The 15124-nt window shown below is 71.6% G+C and carries 16 protein-coding genes and 1 pseudogene; 9 read left to right on the top strand and 8 right to left on the bottom strand.

Annotation, left to right across the window (positions count from 1 at the left end):
• Nucleotides 1-10: 10 nt before the first annotated feature.
• The 4 genes from ACTIF1_RS00085 to ACTIF1_RS00070 all read left to right on the top strand — a co-directional run bounded on the left by ACTIF1_RS00085 (nucleotide 11) and on the right by ACTIF1_RS00070 (nucleotide 3578).
• Nucleotides 11-1294, top strand: coding sequence for a 3-isopropylmalate dehydratase large subunit (locus ACTIF1_RS00085; RefSeq protein WP_439594321.1), 1284 nt, complete (start codon nucleotides 11-13; stop codon nucleotides 1292-1294).
• Nucleotides 1291-1821, top strand: a complete 531-nt coding sequence (locus ACTIF1_RS00080; protein WP_439594320.1) for a hypothetical protein — start codon at nucleotides 1291-1293, stop codon at nucleotides 1819-1821. Before ACTIF1_RS00085 ends, ACTIF1_RS00080 begins: the two co-directional genes overlap by 4 nt.
• A 7-nt stretch (nucleotides 1822-1828) precedes the next feature.
• A complete protein-coding gene (locus tag ACTIF1_RS00075; protein WP_439594319.1) occupies nucleotides 1829-2803 on the top strand; it encodes a Bug family tripartite tricarboxylate transporter substrate binding protein in 975 nt (324 codons plus the stop codon).
• A gap of 67 nt (nucleotides 2804-2870) precedes the next feature.
• Nucleotides 2871-3578 (top strand): 2OG-Fe dioxygenase family protein, encoded by a 708-nt coding sequence (locus tag ACTIF1_RS00070; RefSeq protein ID WP_439594318.1) that lies wholly within the window; start codon nucleotides 2871-2873, stop codon nucleotides 3576-3578.
• Between the two features lie 54 nt (nucleotides 3579-3632).
• Here ACTIF1_RS00070 and ACTIF1_RS00065 read toward each other — a convergent pair whose 3' ends face one another.
• Complete coding sequence (locus ACTIF1_RS00065; RefSeq protein ID WP_439594317.1) at nucleotides 3633-4214, bottom strand: helix-turn-helix domain-containing protein; 582 nt, start codon at nucleotides 4212-4214, stop codon at nucleotides 3633-3635.
• A 109-nt stretch (nucleotides 4215-4323) separates the two neighbouring features.
• Between ACTIF1_RS00065 and ACTIF1_RS00060 the strand changes: the two genes are divergently transcribed.
• The 3 genes from ACTIF1_RS00060 (at nucleotide 4324) to ACTIF1_RS00050 (ending at nucleotide 6725) form a co-directional block, all read left to right on the top strand.
• The gene (locus tag ACTIF1_RS00060) at nucleotides 4324-5289 is read left to right on the top strand and encodes a Bug family tripartite tricarboxylate transporter substrate binding protein (RefSeq protein WP_439594316.1); all 966 of its coding nucleotides are present in this window, start codon (nucleotides 4324-4326) and stop codon (nucleotides 5287-5289) included.
• Between the two features lie 211 nt (nucleotides 5290-5500).
• Nucleotides 5501-5788, top strand: coding sequence for an MOSC domain-containing protein (locus ACTIF1_RS00055; protein ID WP_439594651.1), 288 nt, complete (start codon nucleotides 5501-5503; stop codon nucleotides 5786-5788).
• Nucleotides 5789-5792: 4 nt separating this feature from the next.
• Nucleotides 5793-6725, top strand: coding sequence for a PDR/VanB family oxidoreductase (locus ACTIF1_RS00050; protein ID WP_439594315.1), 933 nt, complete (start codon nucleotides 5793-5795; stop codon nucleotides 6723-6725).
• A gap of 20 nt (nucleotides 6726-6745) precedes the next feature.
• Here the strand turns inward: ACTIF1_RS00050 and ACTIF1_RS00045 are convergent, their stop codons facing one another.
• Nucleotides 6746-6925, bottom strand: a complete 180-nt coding sequence (locus tag ACTIF1_RS00045) for a KGG domain-containing protein (protein WP_439594314.1) — start codon at nucleotides 6923-6925, stop codon at nucleotides 6746-6748.
• A gap of 127 nt (nucleotides 6926-7052) precedes the next feature.
• Between ACTIF1_RS00045 and ACTIF1_RS00040 the strand changes: the two genes are divergently transcribed.
• Nucleotides 7053-8030: an NAD(P)-dependent oxidoreductase gene (locus ACTIF1_RS00040; RefSeq protein ID WP_439594313.1), complete on the top strand. Its 978-nt coding sequence runs from the start codon at nucleotides 7053-7055 to the stop codon at nucleotides 8028-8030.
• 93 nt (nucleotides 8031-8123) lie between these two features.
• On the opposite strand, the gene ACTIF1_RS00035 is transcribed toward ACTIF1_RS00040, so the two are convergent.
• The 3 genes from ACTIF1_RS00035 to ACTIF1_RS00025 form a co-directional block, all read right to left on the bottom strand.
• Nucleotides 8124-9047 carry an MBL fold metallo-hydrolase gene (locus ACTIF1_RS00035; RefSeq protein ID WP_439594312.1) on the bottom strand — a complete coding sequence of 308 codons (924 nt, stop codon included), beginning with the start codon at nucleotides 9045-9047 and terminating at the stop codon, nucleotides 8124-8126.
• 11 nt (nucleotides 9048-9058) lie between these two features.
• Nucleotides 9059-10048 carry an MBL fold metallo-hydrolase gene (locus ACTIF1_RS00030; protein ID WP_439594311.1) on the bottom strand — a complete coding sequence of 330 codons (990 nt, stop codon included), beginning with the start codon at nucleotides 10046-10048 and terminating at the stop codon, nucleotides 9059-9061.
• A 102-nt stretch (nucleotides 10049-10150) separates the two neighbouring features.
• Entirely contained in the window at nucleotides 10151-11431 is a 1281-nt protein-coding gene (locus tag ACTIF1_RS00025; RefSeq protein WP_439594310.1) for a class I SAM-dependent RNA methyltransferase, read from the bottom strand.
• Nucleotides 11432-11477: 46 nt separating this feature from the next.
• On the opposite strand from ACTIF1_RS00025, the gene ACTIF1_RS00020 reads away from it, so the two are divergent.
• Nucleotides 11478-12305, top strand: a complete 828-nt coding sequence (locus ACTIF1_RS00020) for an FkbM family methyltransferase (protein WP_439594309.1) — start codon at nucleotides 11478-11480, stop codon at nucleotides 12303-12305.
• Nucleotides 12306-12312: 7 nt separating this feature from the next.
• Here ACTIF1_RS00020 and ACTIF1_RS00015 read toward each other — a convergent pair whose 3' ends face one another.
• The 3 genes and pseudogenes from ACTIF1_RS00015 to ACTIF1_RS00005 all read right to left on the bottom strand — a co-directional run.
• Nucleotides 12313-13278, bottom strand: coding sequence for a Bug family tripartite tricarboxylate transporter substrate binding protein (locus ACTIF1_RS00015; RefSeq protein ID WP_439594308.1), 966 nt, complete (start codon nucleotides 13276-13278; stop codon nucleotides 12313-12315).
• Between the two features lie 99 nt (nucleotides 13279-13377).
• The gene (locus ACTIF1_RS00010) at nucleotides 13378-14625 is read right to left on the bottom strand and encodes an acyl-CoA dehydrogenase (RefSeq protein WP_439594307.1); all 1248 of its coding nucleotides are present in this window, start codon (nucleotides 14623-14625) and stop codon (nucleotides 13378-13380) included.
• Nucleotides 14626-14782: 157 nt separating this feature from the next.
• Nucleotides 14783-15124 (bottom strand): annotated as a pseudogene (locus tag ACTIF1_RS00005) (DEAD/DEAH box helicase); the annotation flags it as partial.

Raw genomic sequence — 15124 nt, 5'->3', positions numbered from 1 at the left:
GGACCGGCGCATGACCGCGCCGCAGACCATCGCCCAGAAGATCATCGCCGCGCATTGCGGGCGGGACCATGTCGAGGTCGGCGACTACGTCACCGTCACCCCGGACTATACCGCCTGCCAGGAGCTGTTCTGGCCCGGCCACAAGCGCAACCTGGAACGCATCGGCGTCGACCGCATCCCGCGCCCGGACAAGGCGGTGATGGTGATCGACCACTCCACCTCCGCCGCCATGGGCTCGCACCACCACGAGACCCACCGCACCCTGCGCGACTGGTGCGCGCAGCAGGGCATCGAGAACTTCTTCGGCCCCGGCAACGGCCTGCGCCACCTGGTCCTGACCGAGCGCGGCTTCGCCCGCCCCGGCACGCTGATCTTTTCCGACGAGGGCAATATCGCCTCCATCGGCGCGCTGGGCGCGCTGAACCTGCCGATCTCGACGGAGGTGATCGTCGCCATCATCCAGGATGAGAACTGGATCGCGGTGCCGCCCTCGGCCCGCATCACGCTGAACGGCCGATTGGGCTTCGGCGTCACCGCCCGCGACCTCATCCAGACCATTTTGCGCGACTGCACCGCCGATGGGCGGCTGCTGCAGTGCTGCGTGGAATTCGACGGGGAAGGGCTCGCCACCCTCAGCCTGGACGACCGGCAGACGGTGCTGGCCTCGCTGTTCCATTCCGGCGCCTATACCGGGATCATGACGCCGGACGAGGCCACGCTGGCCTATGTCCGCGCCCGCGATGCCGGCCGGCCCTGGCAGGTGGTGCGGGCCGATCCGGGCGCCGCCTATGTGACGGAGCTGACCTACGATCTTTCGGAGATCCAGCCCATGGTCACCCTGCCGCCGGATGCGCATGGCGGCGTGCCGGTGGAACAGGCGCTGGGCCAGCGCATCGACCAGGCCACCATCGGCTATTGCTCCAACGGCCGGCTGGACGACCTGCGGGAGGCGGCACGGCTTCTGCGCGGACGCCGCATCGCCCCCCATGTCACGCTCTACGTCACCCCCGGCAGCCGCGGCGTCTATGTCGAGGCCTCCCGCGAAGGAATCCTGGGCGACCTGGCCGAGGCCGGCGCCACCATCCTGGCCCCGGGCTGCACCACCTGCTGGGGCTACCAGGGCGTGCTGAATGCGAACGAAGTGCTGATCTCGACGCAGCAGTTCAACTACCAGGGCCGCAACGGCGATCGCACCTCTCGCGTCTTCCTGGCGGGCCCCGCGGTGGTCGCGGCCTCCGCCATCGCCGGCGCCATCGCCGATCCGCGCCCGCTGCTGGCCGAGGTGGCGGCATGACCACCTGCACGGGGCGCGTCTGGAAGTTCGGCGACGACGTGCATGGCGATGACGGGATCATCGAATTCTCGATCATCCGCGACAGTTTCGGCAAGGAATTCGACGAGGAGGCGCTGCGGGCCATGTGCTTCCGGCGGATGCGGCCGGAATTCGCGCAGCAGGTTCGGCGCGGCGACATCATCGTCGGCGGCCGCAATTTCGCGCATCACAACCATGTCGAGGTCAGCGTCGCGCTGCGCGCCTCCGGCATTTCAGTGGTCGTCGTGGAATCCTGCGATTCCGGCTTCCTGCGCCGCGCCCTGAACCACGGCCTGCCGGTGATGATTTGTCCTGGCATCCACGAAGCCGTGCAGGACGGCGAAATCCTTTCGGCCGACCCCGCCACTGGCCTCGTCACCCTTCCCAAGGGCCAGGAGCTGCGCGCAAAACCCTTCTCCGAGCGCATGGTGCAGGTCTGGCAGGCTGGCGGGTCGATCCCGCTGCTCGAACGTGAATTCGCCGCGCGCCGCGCGGCCGCAGGGAGATAGGAAGAAGATGCTCACCCGCCGCAGCTCCCTCATTGCCGGCGCCGCCCTGCTCGCCGCGCCCGCCCTCGCACAGACCTTTCCGGACCGCCCGGTGCGCCTGGTCGTCGCCTATCCGCCCGGCGGCAATGTGGATTTCTCCGCCCGGCTTCTGGCGCCGGCGATGAGCCAGGCGCTGGGCCAGCAGGTGATCGTGGACAACCGCGCCGGCGCCGGCGGCATCGTGGGCACCGAAGCCGTGGCCCGCGCCCGGCCGGATGGCCATACCATCCTCATCACCGGCACCGCGCCCGTCTCCATCTTCCCCGTGGCGATGGAGCGCCTGCCCTATGACCCGCTGCGCGATTTTGTGCCGATCGGCATGGCCTATCGCGTGCCGATCGTGCTGATGGTGGCGAAGGACATCACGGCCCGCAGGCTGGCGGACTTCGTCGCGCAGTCGAAGGCGACGCCGGGCGGTCTCTCGGCCGGCACCGCCGGCATCGGCTCCGGCGCGCATCTGGCGATCGAGCTATTCAATGCCGGCAGCGGGGCGGGGCTGGTGCATGTGCCCTATCGCGGCACGGGACCTGCGCTGAACGACCTGATCGCCGGCACCATCCCCGTGGTCTTCGACCAGCTGTCCTCCGCGCTGCAGCTGCATGCCGATGGCCGCGCGCGCATCCTGGGCATCGCCTCCGCCGCGCGCTCGCCTCTGCTGCCGGAGGTGGAGACGCTGCGCGAGGCCGGCATCGTGCAGCCGGAGCTCAGCACCACGCTCGGCATGCTCGCCCCCGCCGGCACGCCGCCCGAGGTGGTGGAGAAGCTGCGCAGCGCCATGGCCGCGGCGCTGTCGGAAGGCCTGGCGCGGCAGCGCCTGACCGCGCTGGGCGGCGAGATCCCGCCGCCCGCGCAGATGACCTCCGCCCATTACGGCGCGGTGATCCGGGAGGAGCTGGAGATCTACCGGCGCGCCGTGCAGCTGGGCAATGTGAAGCTGGAATAGCCTTGCAGGGCCGGGATGAGATTTTCGCGCATCGCCCCCCGCGCGCCCGGCCCCTAACATCCCCGCGATGACCCCCGAGACACCCATGCTGGTCCAGGCCGGCTTCGTCCACCTTCAGTCCGGGGCCACCGCCGCCGCACTGCCGCCGGCCGCGCTCGCCGATTTCCCCGCCTTCGCGGCGAGCTGGGACGGCATGCCGCTCGACCAGCACATGGCCGATGGCGGCCGCTACCGCCGCCGCCGCCATGCGGTGCTGTCGGCCCGCGCCGGCATGCCCGGCCTGGTGCGGGAAGCCGATGCCCCGCATTGGCAGGCGCGGGACCACAATCCGCTGAATGGCGGCATCCAGCGGCATTTCGAGCCCATCCCCCGCGCCATCACCGCCTCCGCCGGTTTTGCCGGCATCGCCGACTGGGCCCGCCAGGCCTTCGATGCCGCCGATCCCGGCCAGGACTGGCATATCGAGGCGCATCAGTTCCGCATCGAGGCCGCGCCCGACGCCGCCGGCCGCCCGACACCGGAGGGCATGCACCGGGACGGCGTGGACTGGGTGCTGGTGCTGCTGGTGCGGCGGGAGAATGTGGATGAGGGGGTGACCGAGATCGCCACCCCCGATGGCACGCGCCTCGGTGCCTTCACCCTGACCGAGCCTCTGGATGCGGTGCTGCTGGACGACCATCGCATCCTGCACGGCGTGACGCCGGTGGTGCCGCACGATGCCAGCCGCCCCGCCTGGCGCGACGTGCTGGTGCTGACGTTTCGCAGGCGGGCCTGACGCATTTTCAAGCCTTGCGGCTTCGCAAGGCGACTCGGAAAATGCGTCGGAGTTTCATCCCTCCGCCGCCAGCACCATCAGCACCCGGGCCCGCTGCCCGCCGAGGGAGCGGGTGCGGTGCGGGCGGCGCGCATCGAAGCGCAGCGAATCGCCAGCCTCCAACACTAGGCTGGACTCCTCGAACAGGATTTCCATCCGGCCGGACAGCACATGCAGCAGTTCCTCCCCCGCGTGGGTCGAGGTCTCCTGCTCCGGCCGCGGCTCCAGCGGCGGCCACATCTCCAGCGCGATGAGCCGCCCCGGCCCGCCGGGAAACAGCGGCCGCAGATGCAGCTCCTCGCCCGGCGGCGGTCGAGGCGGCTGCTCGGCCCGGGCCAGGTCGGCGGCCCCGCTGGGCGCGGCCTCGGCGGCCAGCAGCTGCCCGGCTGGCAGGCCCAGCGCCTCCGCGATGCGGAAGACCGTGCCGATCGAGGGCTGGCCCTGACCGCGCTCGACCTTCGAAAGATAGCCCTTGGTCAGCCCGGTCGCGAGCGCCAGCCCGGCCAGGCTGAGCCCGGCGGCCTGGCGCTGCGCCCGCAACCGGCGGCCCAGCGCCGCGCCCTCCGCCTCCGGCAGCCCGGCCTCAGGGTCGTTCAATGCGGTTGACGGCACGGTTTCCTCTCAGGATACTCGTTTCCACACAGGAAACCCGGACAGCCTAGCACAGGCGCAACCGGGGAGGCATTCACCGACAGGATCCCCACCGATGAACCCATTCCTCTCCCGCCGCCTTCTGCTGGGCGCCGCCCTTGCCGCGCCCAGCCTGGCCCGCGCCCAGGCCTTTCCCGCCGCCCGCCCGCTGCGCCTCGTGGTGCCCTTCGGCCCCGGCGGCATCACGGATCTGGTGGCGCGGGTGGTGGCGGAACGCGCCGCCGCGCTGCTCGGGGTGCCGGTCGTCGTGGAGAACCGGGCGGGCGCCAATGGCAATATCGCCGGCGATTTCGTCGCCAAGGCCGCCCCCGATGGCCATACGCTGCTGATGGCCTCGGTCGCCATGTTCTCGGTCAATCCCGTGATCTATGCCGCCATGCCCTACGACCCGGCGCGGGATTTCGAGCCGGTGATCGCCATCGGCAGCACGCCGCATCTGCTGGTGGCGCATCCCGCCGTGGCGCCCGACCTCGCTGGCCTCGTCGCCGCCGCCCGCGCGCGGCCGGAGGCGCTGAGCTTCGGCACCGCCGGCGCCGGCAGCTCCCCGCATCTGACCCAGCTCGCCTTCCAGCAGGCCACCGGTGCCAGGCTGCTGGAGGTGCATTTCCGCAGCGGCTCCGCCAGCGTGCAGTCGGTGCTGGGCGGCCAGGTCTCCATGACGGCGGAGGCCACGCCGATCGTCATCGCCCATGTCCAGGCCGGCACCCTGCGCGCCTATGCCGTGGCCTCCCCGTCGCGGGTGGCGCTGATGCCCGATGTGCCGACCACGGCCGAGGCGGGCTTGCCCGGGCTGGAGAATGGCTCCACCTCCGGCATCGTCGCGCCGCGGGGCACGCCGGCGCCGATCCTGGCCCGGCTGAACGAGGTCTTCGACACCGCTTTGCGCGCGGAGGAGACACGTGCGCGGCTGGTGCAGCAGGGCACCCTGCCGCTCGGCGGGACGGGCGACGAATTCCGCGCGCTGGTGGCGCGGGAGGTGACGCGTTGGCGCCCCCTCCTGGCCGGCGTGTCGGCAGGTTGAACGAGAAAGGAAACGCAGCGTGACCCAAGGCTATCCCTGGAGCGGCCGGCTGATCGCCAGCTTCATCGCCGAGCAGGCCTCGATGGAGATGGAGGAACTGCCCGCCGCCCGGCTGATCGAGGGCGTCGGCATCGAGGGCGACCGCTACGCCACCGGCCGCGGCACCTACAGCTACAAGCCGCATGAGGACCGGCAATGCACGCTGATCGAGATGGAGACGCTGGATGCGCTCCGCCGCGACCACGGCCTGACGCTGGAACCCCATGAAAGCCGCCGCAACCTGACCACCCAGGGCGTGCCGCTGAACCACCTGGTCGGCCGGCATTTCCGGGTGGGGGAGGTGGTGCTGTTCGGCGGCCGGCTGAACGTGCCCTGCAAATACCTGGACGAGCTGCTGGGCCGCCCGCTGTTCAACCCGCTGCTCAACCGCTCCGGCCTCAATTGCCGCATCATCAAGGGCGGCGTGATCCGTCCCGGCGACGTGATCGAGCCGGTCTGAGCCGATGAAGCTGCTGATGGGCGTGGAGGTGGCGGCGCGCCGGCAGGTGACGCCGGCGGTGGTGGCGCTGACGCTGCGCCCGACGAAACGCCCCGCCTTCCCGCCCTTCCGCGGCGGCGCCCATGCCATCCTGGTGCTGCCGGATGGCAGGCGGCGCCTCTATTCCCTGGTCTCCGACCCCGCCCGGCCCGAGAGCTGGGAGGTGGCGGTGCTGCGCGAGCCGGCGGGGCAGGGCGGCAGCGCCTGGCTGCATGATGCGGCGCCGGTCGGCACCCGGCTGCTGGCCAGCCATCCGCAGCAGGGTTTTGGCCTGGCGGAAGGCGCGGCGCGGCACCTGCTGGTGGCCGGCGGCATCGGCATCACGCCCTTCCTCTCCATGCTGCCGGAGCTTTTGCGTGCGGGCGCGAATTTCGAGCTGCATTTCTGCGCCCGCAGCGCCGAGTCGACGCCCTTCCTGCCGGAACTGCGCGCGGCGCTCGGCCCGCGACTGCGGGAATGGATCGGCCGGCGGCTGGACCTGCCGGCGCTGCTCGCCAGCCCCGCCCCCGGCACCCATGCCTATTGCTGTGGCCCGGCCCGGATGCTGGAGGCCTTCGAGTCCGCCACCGCGCATTGGCCGGAAGGCACCGCGCATCGCGAGCATTTCGCCGGCCTGCCGCGTGCCGAGGCCAGCCAGGGCGAGGCCTTCGAGGTGGAGATCGCCTCCTCCGGCGCCATCCTGCCGGTGCCCGCCGATCGCAGCCTGCTGGAGGTGCTGCGCGAGGCCGGCCATGCGGTGGACGCCGCCTGCGAATACGGCGCCTGCGGCAGTTGCGTTGTGGGGGTGGAGCGGGGGGAGCCGCTGCACCGCGACGTCTGCCTTTCTCCCGCCGCGCGGCGCCAAAGCCTCACGGCCTGCGTCTCGCGCGGCCGGGGCCGCCTGCGGCTGGCGCTGTAGCGCCAGCCGTCGCCGCCGCCTCAACCCTTGCGGGACTGCCCGCCCTTGCGGCCGGCTTCCGCCGCGCGCCCGGGGTCGTTCGCGAAATTGTTCGGGTCCTTGTCCTTGCCGCTGCCGACCGTCTCCTGCGACACGCCCTTCTGACCCTCGGCGCCGTGCTGCCCGCCGGACTTGTCCTTGCCGCCCTGCTGGTTCGCCATCCTGCGTTCCTCCGTGATCGCCACCCGCGCTTGCTGCCGGGCGCCCCCAAGAAACGCGGCGCGGCGGCGGCCGGTTCTGGCGCGGGGGCGTATTGACCCGCGCGGCCTGAAGGGCGATCCGGAAGGCATGACCTTCCATATCCTCGTCACCGCCGCGCGCCTCGAAGACTCGGGCCTGGCGCTGCTCCAGGCCGCCGGCTGCACGGTGGATTTCGTCTCCCTCGAAGGCGGGCGGGCGGAGATGGAGCGTAAGCTCGCCACCACCCCGGTGCAGGGCGTCATCTCCCGCGCCATCCCGATCACCGGCGAGGCCATGGCGAGCTGCCCGACGCTGCGCGTCATCTCCCGCGCCGCGGTCGGCTACGACCTGATCGATGTCGCAGGCGCCACCGCGCGCGGCATCCCGGTGCTGACGGCGGTGGGCGCCAATGCGCAATCGGTGGCGGAATACAGCCTGGGCCTGATCCTGGCCGTGGCGCGCAATATCCCGCACCACAACCGGCTGACGCAGGCGGGCGGCTGGGACCGCAGCCGGCTGGGGATCGAGCTCTACGGCCGCCGCCTGGGCCTGGTCGGCTATGGGCGCATCGCGCAAGGCCTGGCGCGGATGGCGCTGGCCCTCGGCATGAAGGTCTCGGCCTATAGCCCCAACCTGGCCCGCCGCGGCGACATTGCGCCCGTCATCGCCGCGCCCTCACTGCACGCCCTGCTCGCGGAGTCGGACGTGGTCTCGCTGCATGCGCCGATGAATGCCGCGAACCGCCACATGATCGGCGCGGCGGAGCTGGCGCTGCTGGGGCGCGAGGCGATCCTGGTGAACACCGGCCGTGGCGGGCTGATCGACGAGGCGGCGCTTGCCGAGGTGCTGCGCGAGGGCCGGATCTACGGCGCCGGCCTCGACGTGCTGTCCACCGAGCCGCCGCCGCCCGGCGGCAATCCCCTGGTGGGCTGCCCGAATACGCTGCTGAGCCCGCATATGGGCGCCGCCACCACCGTGGCCCGCAGCGCCACCGCCCAGGCCGCGGCCACGCATGCGCTCGCGGTGCTGCGCGGCGAGCCCCTGCCGCCGGACGCCTGCGTGAACCCCCAAGTCCTGCGCCAGTAACAACCGCTCTCCCCCACTTATGGGGGAGAGGTTGGGTGAGGGGGACGTCGAAGGCGGGTGGCACCAACCGGCCGCTGCCACCCGCTCCCTTTCTCAGGCCAGCGGCACCAGCCGGTACCCCTTGCCCGCGCGCTCCACCATGCCGGTCGCCGGCATCGGGAAGTGGTAGCCCACCACCGCGATGCGGTCCGTCGCCAGCTGGTCCAGCAGGCGCTTGCGCGTCGCCACCGCCTGGGTCGGGTCCATGTCGAAGACCGGATACCAGTCCGGATTGGCCATGAAGAGCGCCGGCGTGGTGATGGCATCGCCGATCACCATCAGCTGCCTGTCGCCATCCGCCACCAGGTAGGAGACATGGCCCGGCGAGTGGCCGGGGCTCGCGATGGCGGTGATGCCCGGTGCCACCTGCGCGCCGGGGGCGAAGCGGGTGATGCGCCCGGCATAGGGGGCGAAGCGCCGCCGCGCATTGGCGAAGCCGGGGCGGCGCATCTCATTGGCGCGGGATTCCTCGCCCGCATCGTTCCAGAAGGTCCATTCGACCTCCGGCACCGCGATCTGCGCATTCGGGAAGGCCGGGCTGCCATCGGCGGCCAGCAGCCCGTTGATGTGGTCGCCGTGGAAATGCGTATGGGCGACCAGCACCACCTCGGCCGGGTCCAGCCCGGCATTGCGCATATTCACCATCATGGTGGGGGTGGCGCCGGTGCCGGCATCCAGCAGCACGAGGCCGCGCGGCGTGCGGATGACGGTGACGTTGTAGGGGTTCACCAGCGCCGGGCCGGGCGTGCCGCCGGCCTGCAGGGCGGCGGCCACCTCGGCCGGCTGGGCATTCATGACGAAGCCCTGGGTGGCATCGGGCCGCGTCGCGGCGCCGTCATTCACCACTGTGGCGCGCAGCCCGCCCACCATCACATGGTGGAAGGGGGGCGTCACGGCGGCGCCCTGCGCCAGGGCGGGCAGGGCAGGGGCCAGGGCCGCGGCGCTGCCGGCGGCGAGAAGGGTACGACGATCGATCATCTCCATGCCCCTCAGCTCGCGGCCGACCAGTCGGAGGGCACGAAGCGATAGCCCTGGCCGTCCTTCGCCATGTGGCCTGTGGCGGGGAAGGGGAAGTGGTAGCCGGTGACGCGGATGCGGTCGGTGCTCACCATGTCGAAGACCCGCCGCCGCGTCGCCTCCGCCGCCGCGCCGTCGAAGTCGAACATCACGCGGAAGTCGGGGCGGCGGGCAAAAAGCTCCGGCCGGTTGGTGATATCGGCGAGCACGATCAGCTGGTCCGCGCCATCGGCGATGCGGTAGAGGGTATGGCCCGGCGTATGGCCATGCGCCGAAATGGCGGTGACCCCCGGCAGCACCTCGGCATCCCCCGCCACCTGCCGCACCTTGCCCTGATAGGGGCCGAAGCGCCGCGCCACATTGGCGAAGGTGCCGCGCTGCGCCTCCGGGCTGCGGCTTTCATTGCCCGCCTCGGTCCACCAGGCCCATTCGGCGGCCGGCACCACCAGCTCCGCATTCGGGAAGGCGGGGGTGCCATCGGCATTCAGCAGGCCGCCGACATGGTCGCCATGGAAATGGCTGAAGACCACCGTGGTGACGCGGGCGGGGTCGAGCCCGGCGGCGCGCATATTCGGCCCCAGCAGTCCCACGGGCGCGCCCGCCGGCTGTGCGCCATTGCCGGTGTCGAACAGCACCAGGCCGTTCGGCGTCTCCAGGCATGTCAGGGTGAAGGGGATGCGGAAGGTCTCGGTCGGCAGGAAGCTTTCCGCCAGCACGCGCTGCACCTCGGCCAGCGGCGTGGCCGGAACGAAACCCTGGGCCAGCGGGATGGCGCGGCTGCCGTCATGCAGCAGGGTCACGGTGCGGGCGCCCACCCGGAAGCGGTAGAAGCCCGGCGCCTGCGCCAGCGGTGCAGCCGCGGGGGCCTGCGCCGGAGCCTGGGCGGAGGCTGGCAGCGCGCGCAGCAAGGCAGGGGCGGCCAGTGCGCCGGCGGCGCCCAGCATCAGGTGACGGCGATCCATGGAAGCCTCTCCGCTTCATTTGCAGCCGTCAGTTTGGATGCGGGGGGGCGGTTGCAAGCCCCCGCGCCTCGTTCCGCGCAACGATCTTTCGCGAGCCGCGCCTCAGCGCCGGAAACTCACCACCGATTCCAGGTGCGGCGACCAGCCGAACTGGTCCACCGGCACGGCCGAGACCGCCTTGAACCCCGCCTTCACCAGCGCCGCCGCATCCCGCGCCAGGGCCACCGGGTTGCAGGAGACATAGATCACCACCGGCACCTTGCTGCGGGCGATCTGCGCCACCTGTTCCGCCGCGCCATTATAGGGCGGATCCAGCACCACGGCACCAAAGGCGTTCAGCTCCGCCGGCAGCAGCGGGCGATAGGCCAGGTCGCGGCGGATCGCCTCCACCCGCCCGCCCGCTTTCCGGGCCCCGGCATCCAGCGCGGCGACGGCCGCCGCATCCCCCTCATAGGCCGCAACCCGCCCCCTGGCGGATAGCGGAAAGGACAGCGTGCCGATGCCGGCATAGAGATCCGCGATCCGCGCCCGCACCGGCAGCCTCTGCGAGGCCAGCCCGGCCAGGACGGCGGCGATGATGGCGGCCTCGCCCGCCGGCGCCGCCTGCAGGAAGGCGCCGGGCGGCGGGGCGACCGAAACGCCCGAAAGATCAAGCCGCACCGGGCCGGATTGGGCCGCCGTCTCCACCACCCCGTCCTTCAGCGCCCAGGCGATCCGGGGAAGGCCATGCGCGGTGCCGAAGGCCGCCAGCATGGCGCGCTGCGGCGCATCCAGCGGCCCATCCGTGCGCAGCAGCAGGTCCGGCCCCGAATCCAGCAGGTTCAGCACCGCCGAACCCTCCCGCTTCAGCGCCGGCATCCGGCGCAGCAATTCGCGCAGCGGCCGGAACAGCGCCACCAGCGCCGGGTCCAGCACATGGCAGGTGGCGAGGTCCGCCACCGCCGCGCTGCCGCGCTGGTGGAAGCCCAGCGCCATGCCACCGCCCGGCAGCCGCTTCAGCGCCAGGTCGGCGCGGCGCCGCGTGGCGGGGGGCGCGATCGCCATCTCCGCCACCGGCGTGCCGGGCTGGCCGGCGCGTTCCAGCGCCTCCACCAGCCGGGCGCGCTTCCATGCCGCATAGGGCGGGATCGCCCAGTGCTGCAGGGCGCAGGCGCCGCATTCCACCAGGAAATGGGGGCAGGGGGGCGTCACCCGGTCCGGGCTCGGCGCAAGGATGTCCAGCAGTTCCGCCGCCTGACCCTCGCCGCGCCGGGCGCCAATCCGCGCCAGGATACGTTCCCCGGGCAGCGTGCCGGAGACGAAGAGAGACCCGCCCGGCGTCTCCGCCACCCCATCCCCGGCGGAGCCCAGGCGGGTAATCGTGACCTCCTCCTGTGGTTGCATCCCGGCTGGCCGGGTGCGATGGGGGTCCGAACCAGGACGGGGCTCCATGCTCGACAAGTTGCTTTCCCTGCTGCGTGCGCGGCTCCGCCGTCGGAGCGAGTGGTATTATCTGGGCAATGGCGTGGGTTTGGCCCTCACCCACTTCGGCCGCAAGATCTTCCTGCCCGGCGGCGATGCCGGGATGACGCCGGAGATCATCCTGAAAGGCCAGTGGGAGCCGCATGTGGAGGCCGTGCTGCGCCGCGTGCTGAAGCCCGGCATGCAGGTGGCGGAGGTCGGCGCCAGCATCGGCTTCCACACGCTGGTGATGGGCGAGGCGGTGGGACCCACCGGCCATATCCACGCCTTCGAGCCCTATCCCAAGGTGCTGCCCCTGCTGCGGAACACCATCTCCAGCAACCGCTTCGCCGATCGCGTCACCCTGCACGAGATGGCGGTGCTGCACGCCCCGGGCGACGTCTTCTTCGCCGCCGACCCGCAGCAGGCCGGCAGCGCGCACCTGGCCATCGCGGTGGCCGCGCCCAGCTATTCCGAGAGCTTTGCGGTACCCGCCACCCGGCTGGACGATGCCCTGGCGGATCTGCCCTCGCTCGACCTGCTGCGCATGGACTCCGAGGGCACCGAGGGTCTGGTGCTGCTCGGCGCCCAGCAGCTGATGGAGCGCTCGCCGAAGCTGGTGGTGGTGATGGAGTGGTCGCCCGTGATGCTGGCCGCCCGCGGCGATGTCGCGGAGCTGGCCGGCTGGATCGAGGGCCTCGGCTTCCGCTGCCACCGCATCGAGCGCAATGGCGTGCTGGTGCCGGTCCCGGCGGCCGAGATGCCGGGCCTGGCGCATTGCGACATCGTGCTCAGCCGCGGCGAGGTCGCGCCGTAGCCACCTGCTACAGGGCGATCTTGCCGTCGCCCAGCACCGCCTTGTAGCGGTCGATCTCCACGCCGATGAAGGCCCGGAACGCCTCGCCGCGGCGCGCCGCGGCGATGGAGCCGCCGCTGGCCAGGATGCGCTGCATGGCCGGCGCCTGCATCGCCTGGTCGGCGGCCTGGGACAGCGCCTGGACGATCTCGGCCGGCAGGCCGGGCGGGCCGAAGACGCCGACCCAGCTCATCGCATCGATCTCGCCATAGCCCTGCTCCTGCAGGGTGGTGAGGTCCGGGTAGCGGGCGATGCGCTCCAGCGTGCCGGCGGCCAGCGCGCGGACCTTCCCCTCCTCGATCAGCGGCGCCATGGCGCTGATGCCGTCGATGGTCATGTCCACCCGGCCCGCGATCAGATCCGCCATGGCGGGCGCGCTGCCGCGATAGGGCACATGGGTGAACTCCACCCCCGCCTTCTGGGCCAGCAGCCCGCAGGCCAGGTGGTGGACGGAGCCGATCCCGGCGGAGGAGAAGGAAATCGCCCCCGGCCGCGCCTTGGCCGCCGCGATCAGCTCCGCCGTCGTGCGATAGGGGGAGGCCGCGGGCACCACCAGCAGATGCGGATGCACCGCGATCTGCGCCACCGGCGTCAGGTCCCGCAGCGGGTCATAGGGCAGGTTGGAAAACAGCGCCGCGGCCACCGCATTCGGCGTGGAATGGCCGAAGAGCAGCACGGAGCCATCCGCCGGCGCCTTGGCCACGGCATCGGCCGCGATGGTGCCGGAGGCGCCGGAGCGGTTCTCGATGACGAAGTTCTGGCCGAGCAGCGCCGTGTACTGCTCCGCCACCGCGCGCGCCACGATGTCCGTGAAGCCGCCGGGCGCGAAGCCCACCAGCAGGCGGACGGGGCGGGTGGGCCAGCTGCGCTGGGCCAAGGCGGGCGCGGCGAGCAGGGAAAGGGCGGCGGCGCCGAGGGCGCGACGTGTGGGCATCCGGGATACTCCTGATGCCCAAGGGTAACCGCTGATAATGCGGTGCAGCAATACGGCGGGGAACACCCTCTCCCCCCAACGGGGGGAGAGGGCTCTGTCTCACCCCCCGAAGGCGTTCAGGCCGGTCTGGGCGCGGCCGAGGATCAGCGCATGGACGTCATGCGTGCCCTCATAGGTGTTCACCGTCTCCAGGTTCATGACGTGGCGGATCACGTGGTACTCGTCGACGATCCCGTTGCCGCCATGCATGTCGCGGGACATGCGGGCGATATCCAGCGCCTTGCCGCAATTGTTGCGCTTGACCAGGGAGATCATCTCCGGCGCGACCTTGTGCTCGTCGAACAGCCGGCCGACGCGCAGCACGGCATGCAGGCCGAGCGTGATCTCCGTCTGCATATCGGCCAGCTTCTTCTGGATCAGCTGCGTCTGCGCCAGGGGGCGGCCGAACATCTTGCGGTTCAGCGTGTATTCGCGGGCGGCATGCCAGCAGAACTCGGCGGCGCCGAGTGCGCCCCAGGCGATGCCGTAGCGGGCCCGGTTGAGGCAGGAGAAGGGGCCGGCGAGCGACTTCACGCCCGGCAGGCGGTTCTCCTCGGGGACGAAGACCTCGTCCATCATGATCATGCCGGTGACCGAGGCGCGCAGCGAGAACTTGCCCTCGATCTTCGGGAAGCTCAGGCCCTTCATGCCCCGCTCCAGCAGGAAGCCGCGCAAAATCCCCTCATCATCCTTCGCCCAGACCACCGCCACATCGGCGATCGGCGAATTGGTGATCCAGGTCTTGGAGCCGCTGACCAGATAGCCGCCATCCACCTTCTTCGCGCGGGTGCGCATGGAGGAGGGGTCGGAGCCCGCATCCGGCTCGGTCAGGCCGAAGCAGCCCACCCATTCGCCCGTCCGCAGCTTCGGCAAGAACTTCTGCTTCTGTTCCTCAGACCCAAAGGCGTGGATCGGGTACATCACGAGCGAGGATTGGACCGAGAAGGCCGAACGGTAGCCGCTATCGACCCGCTCCACTTCGCGCGACATCAGCCCATAGGAGACGTAGGACACGCCGGCGCAGCCATAGCCATCGAGCGTCGCGCCCAGAAAGCCCATCTCGCCGAACTCGTTCATGATCTCCCGGTCGAAGGACTCGTTCCGGTTCGCCATGAGAACCCGCGGCATCAGCTTTTCCTGGCAGAACTCGCGCGCCGCATCGCGGATCATGCGCTCATCCTCGGTCAGCGCGTGGTCCAGCAGCAGCGGGTCGTCCCAGGTGAAGGGGGAAGTGCCGGACTTCTTCGCGGTGCCCTGGGCCTCGATGGGGGCGCCTGCGCTATTGGGAACCGGGGTGACGACGTTCATGGAGTCCTCCTGGCGGGCGGCCTCGGATCCGGCAAAGCCAGGGCAAGGGCCCGAACTACGACAAGGGCAACAGGGCGGGGCCCGCTGCCCCGTCCCGTCAATCTGGCGCGGCTCCCCTCATCCGGCAACCGCGCCCGGAGTTATTCGGGCAGGCCGATCAGGCCGCCTCGGCATCCGAGGCGGCGTCGCGCCGGGGTTTCGGCACGGTCAGCAGCATGAAGGCCGGCACAGTATCGCCGAAGCCGCGCGGGGTCGGGCCGGCATCGCGATCCTCGCGCCTTTCGCGCCGGAATTCCTCGCGCCGCGCTTCCATGGACTGCGGCGCCTCGCGCGGGCCGTGGTCGCGGCGCGACTCGGGCCGGCCGCCATCCCGGCGCGGCCGCGCCTCGTCCCGCGGCGGGCGGGCCTCATCCCGCGGCGGGCGGGCGTCGCGGCGCGGGCCACGATCGTCCCGCGGCGCGCGCTCGACCCGCACGGCCTCCTCGGCGGCCGGTGCCGG

The organism is Falsiroseomonas sp. (assembly GCF_051860665.1).
Lineage (GTDB): Bacteria > Pseudomonadota > Alphaproteobacteria > Acetobacterales > Acetobacteraceae > Falsiroseomonas.
Note: the sequence above shows the minus strand (reverse complement) of the source record. Positions and strands in the feature narration are given on the sequence as shown.

Bases quoted from the DNA above. Each gene is read 5' to 3' on its own strand.
- ACTIF1_RS00030 (WP_439594311.1), bottom strand. From the start codon at position 10,048: ATGGATCGCCGTCACCTGATGCTGGGCGCCGCCGGCGCACTGGCCGCC.
- ACTIF1_RS00085 (WP_439594321.1), top strand. From the start codon at position 11: ATGACCGCGCCGCAGACCATCGCCCAGAAGATCATCGCCGCGCATTGC.
- ACTIF1_RS00050 (WP_439594315.1), top strand. From the start codon at position 5,793: ATGAAGCTGCTGATGGGCGTGGAGGTGGCGGCGCGCCGGCAGGTGACG.
- ACTIF1_RS00025 (WP_439594310.1), bottom strand. From the start codon at position 11,431: ATGCAACCACAGGAGGAGGTCACGATTACCCGCCTGGGCTCCGCCGGG.
- ACTIF1_RS00015 (WP_439594308.1), bottom strand. From the start codon at position 13,278: ATGCCCACACGTCGCGCCCTCGGCGCCGCCGCCCTTTCCCTGCTCGCC.
- ACTIF1_RS00055 (WP_439594651.1), top strand. From the start codon at position 5,501: ATGGAGACGCTGGATGCGCTCCGCCGCGACCACGGCCTGACGCTGGAA.
- ACTIF1_RS00070 (WP_439594318.1), top strand. From the start codon at position 2,871: ATGACCCCCGAGACACCCATGCTGGTCCAGGCCGGCTTCGTCCACCTT.
- ACTIF1_RS00040 (WP_439594313.1), top strand. From the start codon at position 7,053: ATGACCTTCCATATCCTCGTCACCGCCGCGCGCCTCGAAGACTCGGGC.
- ACTIF1_RS00045 (WP_439594314.1), bottom strand. From the start codon at position 6,925: ATGGCGAACCAGCAGGGCGGCAAGGACAAGTCCGGCGGGCAGCACGGC.
- ACTIF1_RS00035 (WP_439594312.1), bottom strand. From the start codon at position 9,047: ATGATCGATCGTCGTACCCTTCTCGCCGCCGGCAGCGCCGCGGCCCTG.
- ACTIF1_RS00010 (WP_439594307.1), bottom strand. From the start codon at position 14,625: ATGAACGTCGTCACCCCGGTTCCCAATAGCGCAGGCGCCCCCATCGAG.
- ACTIF1_RS00060 (WP_439594316.1), top strand. From the start codon at position 4,324: ATGAACCCATTCCTCTCCCGCCGCCTTCTGCTGGGCGCCGCCCTTGCC.
- ACTIF1_RS00080 (WP_439594320.1), top strand. From the start codon at position 1,291: ATGACCACCTGCACGGGGCGCGTCTGGAAGTTCGGCGACGACGTGCAT.
- ACTIF1_RS00075 (WP_439594319.1), top strand. From the start codon at position 1,829: ATGCTCACCCGCCGCAGCTCCCTCATTGCCGGCGCCGCCCTGCTCGCC.
- ACTIF1_RS00020 (WP_439594309.1), top strand. From the start codon at position 11,478: ATGCTCGACAAGTTGCTTTCCCTGCTGCGTGCGCGGCTCCGCCGTCGG.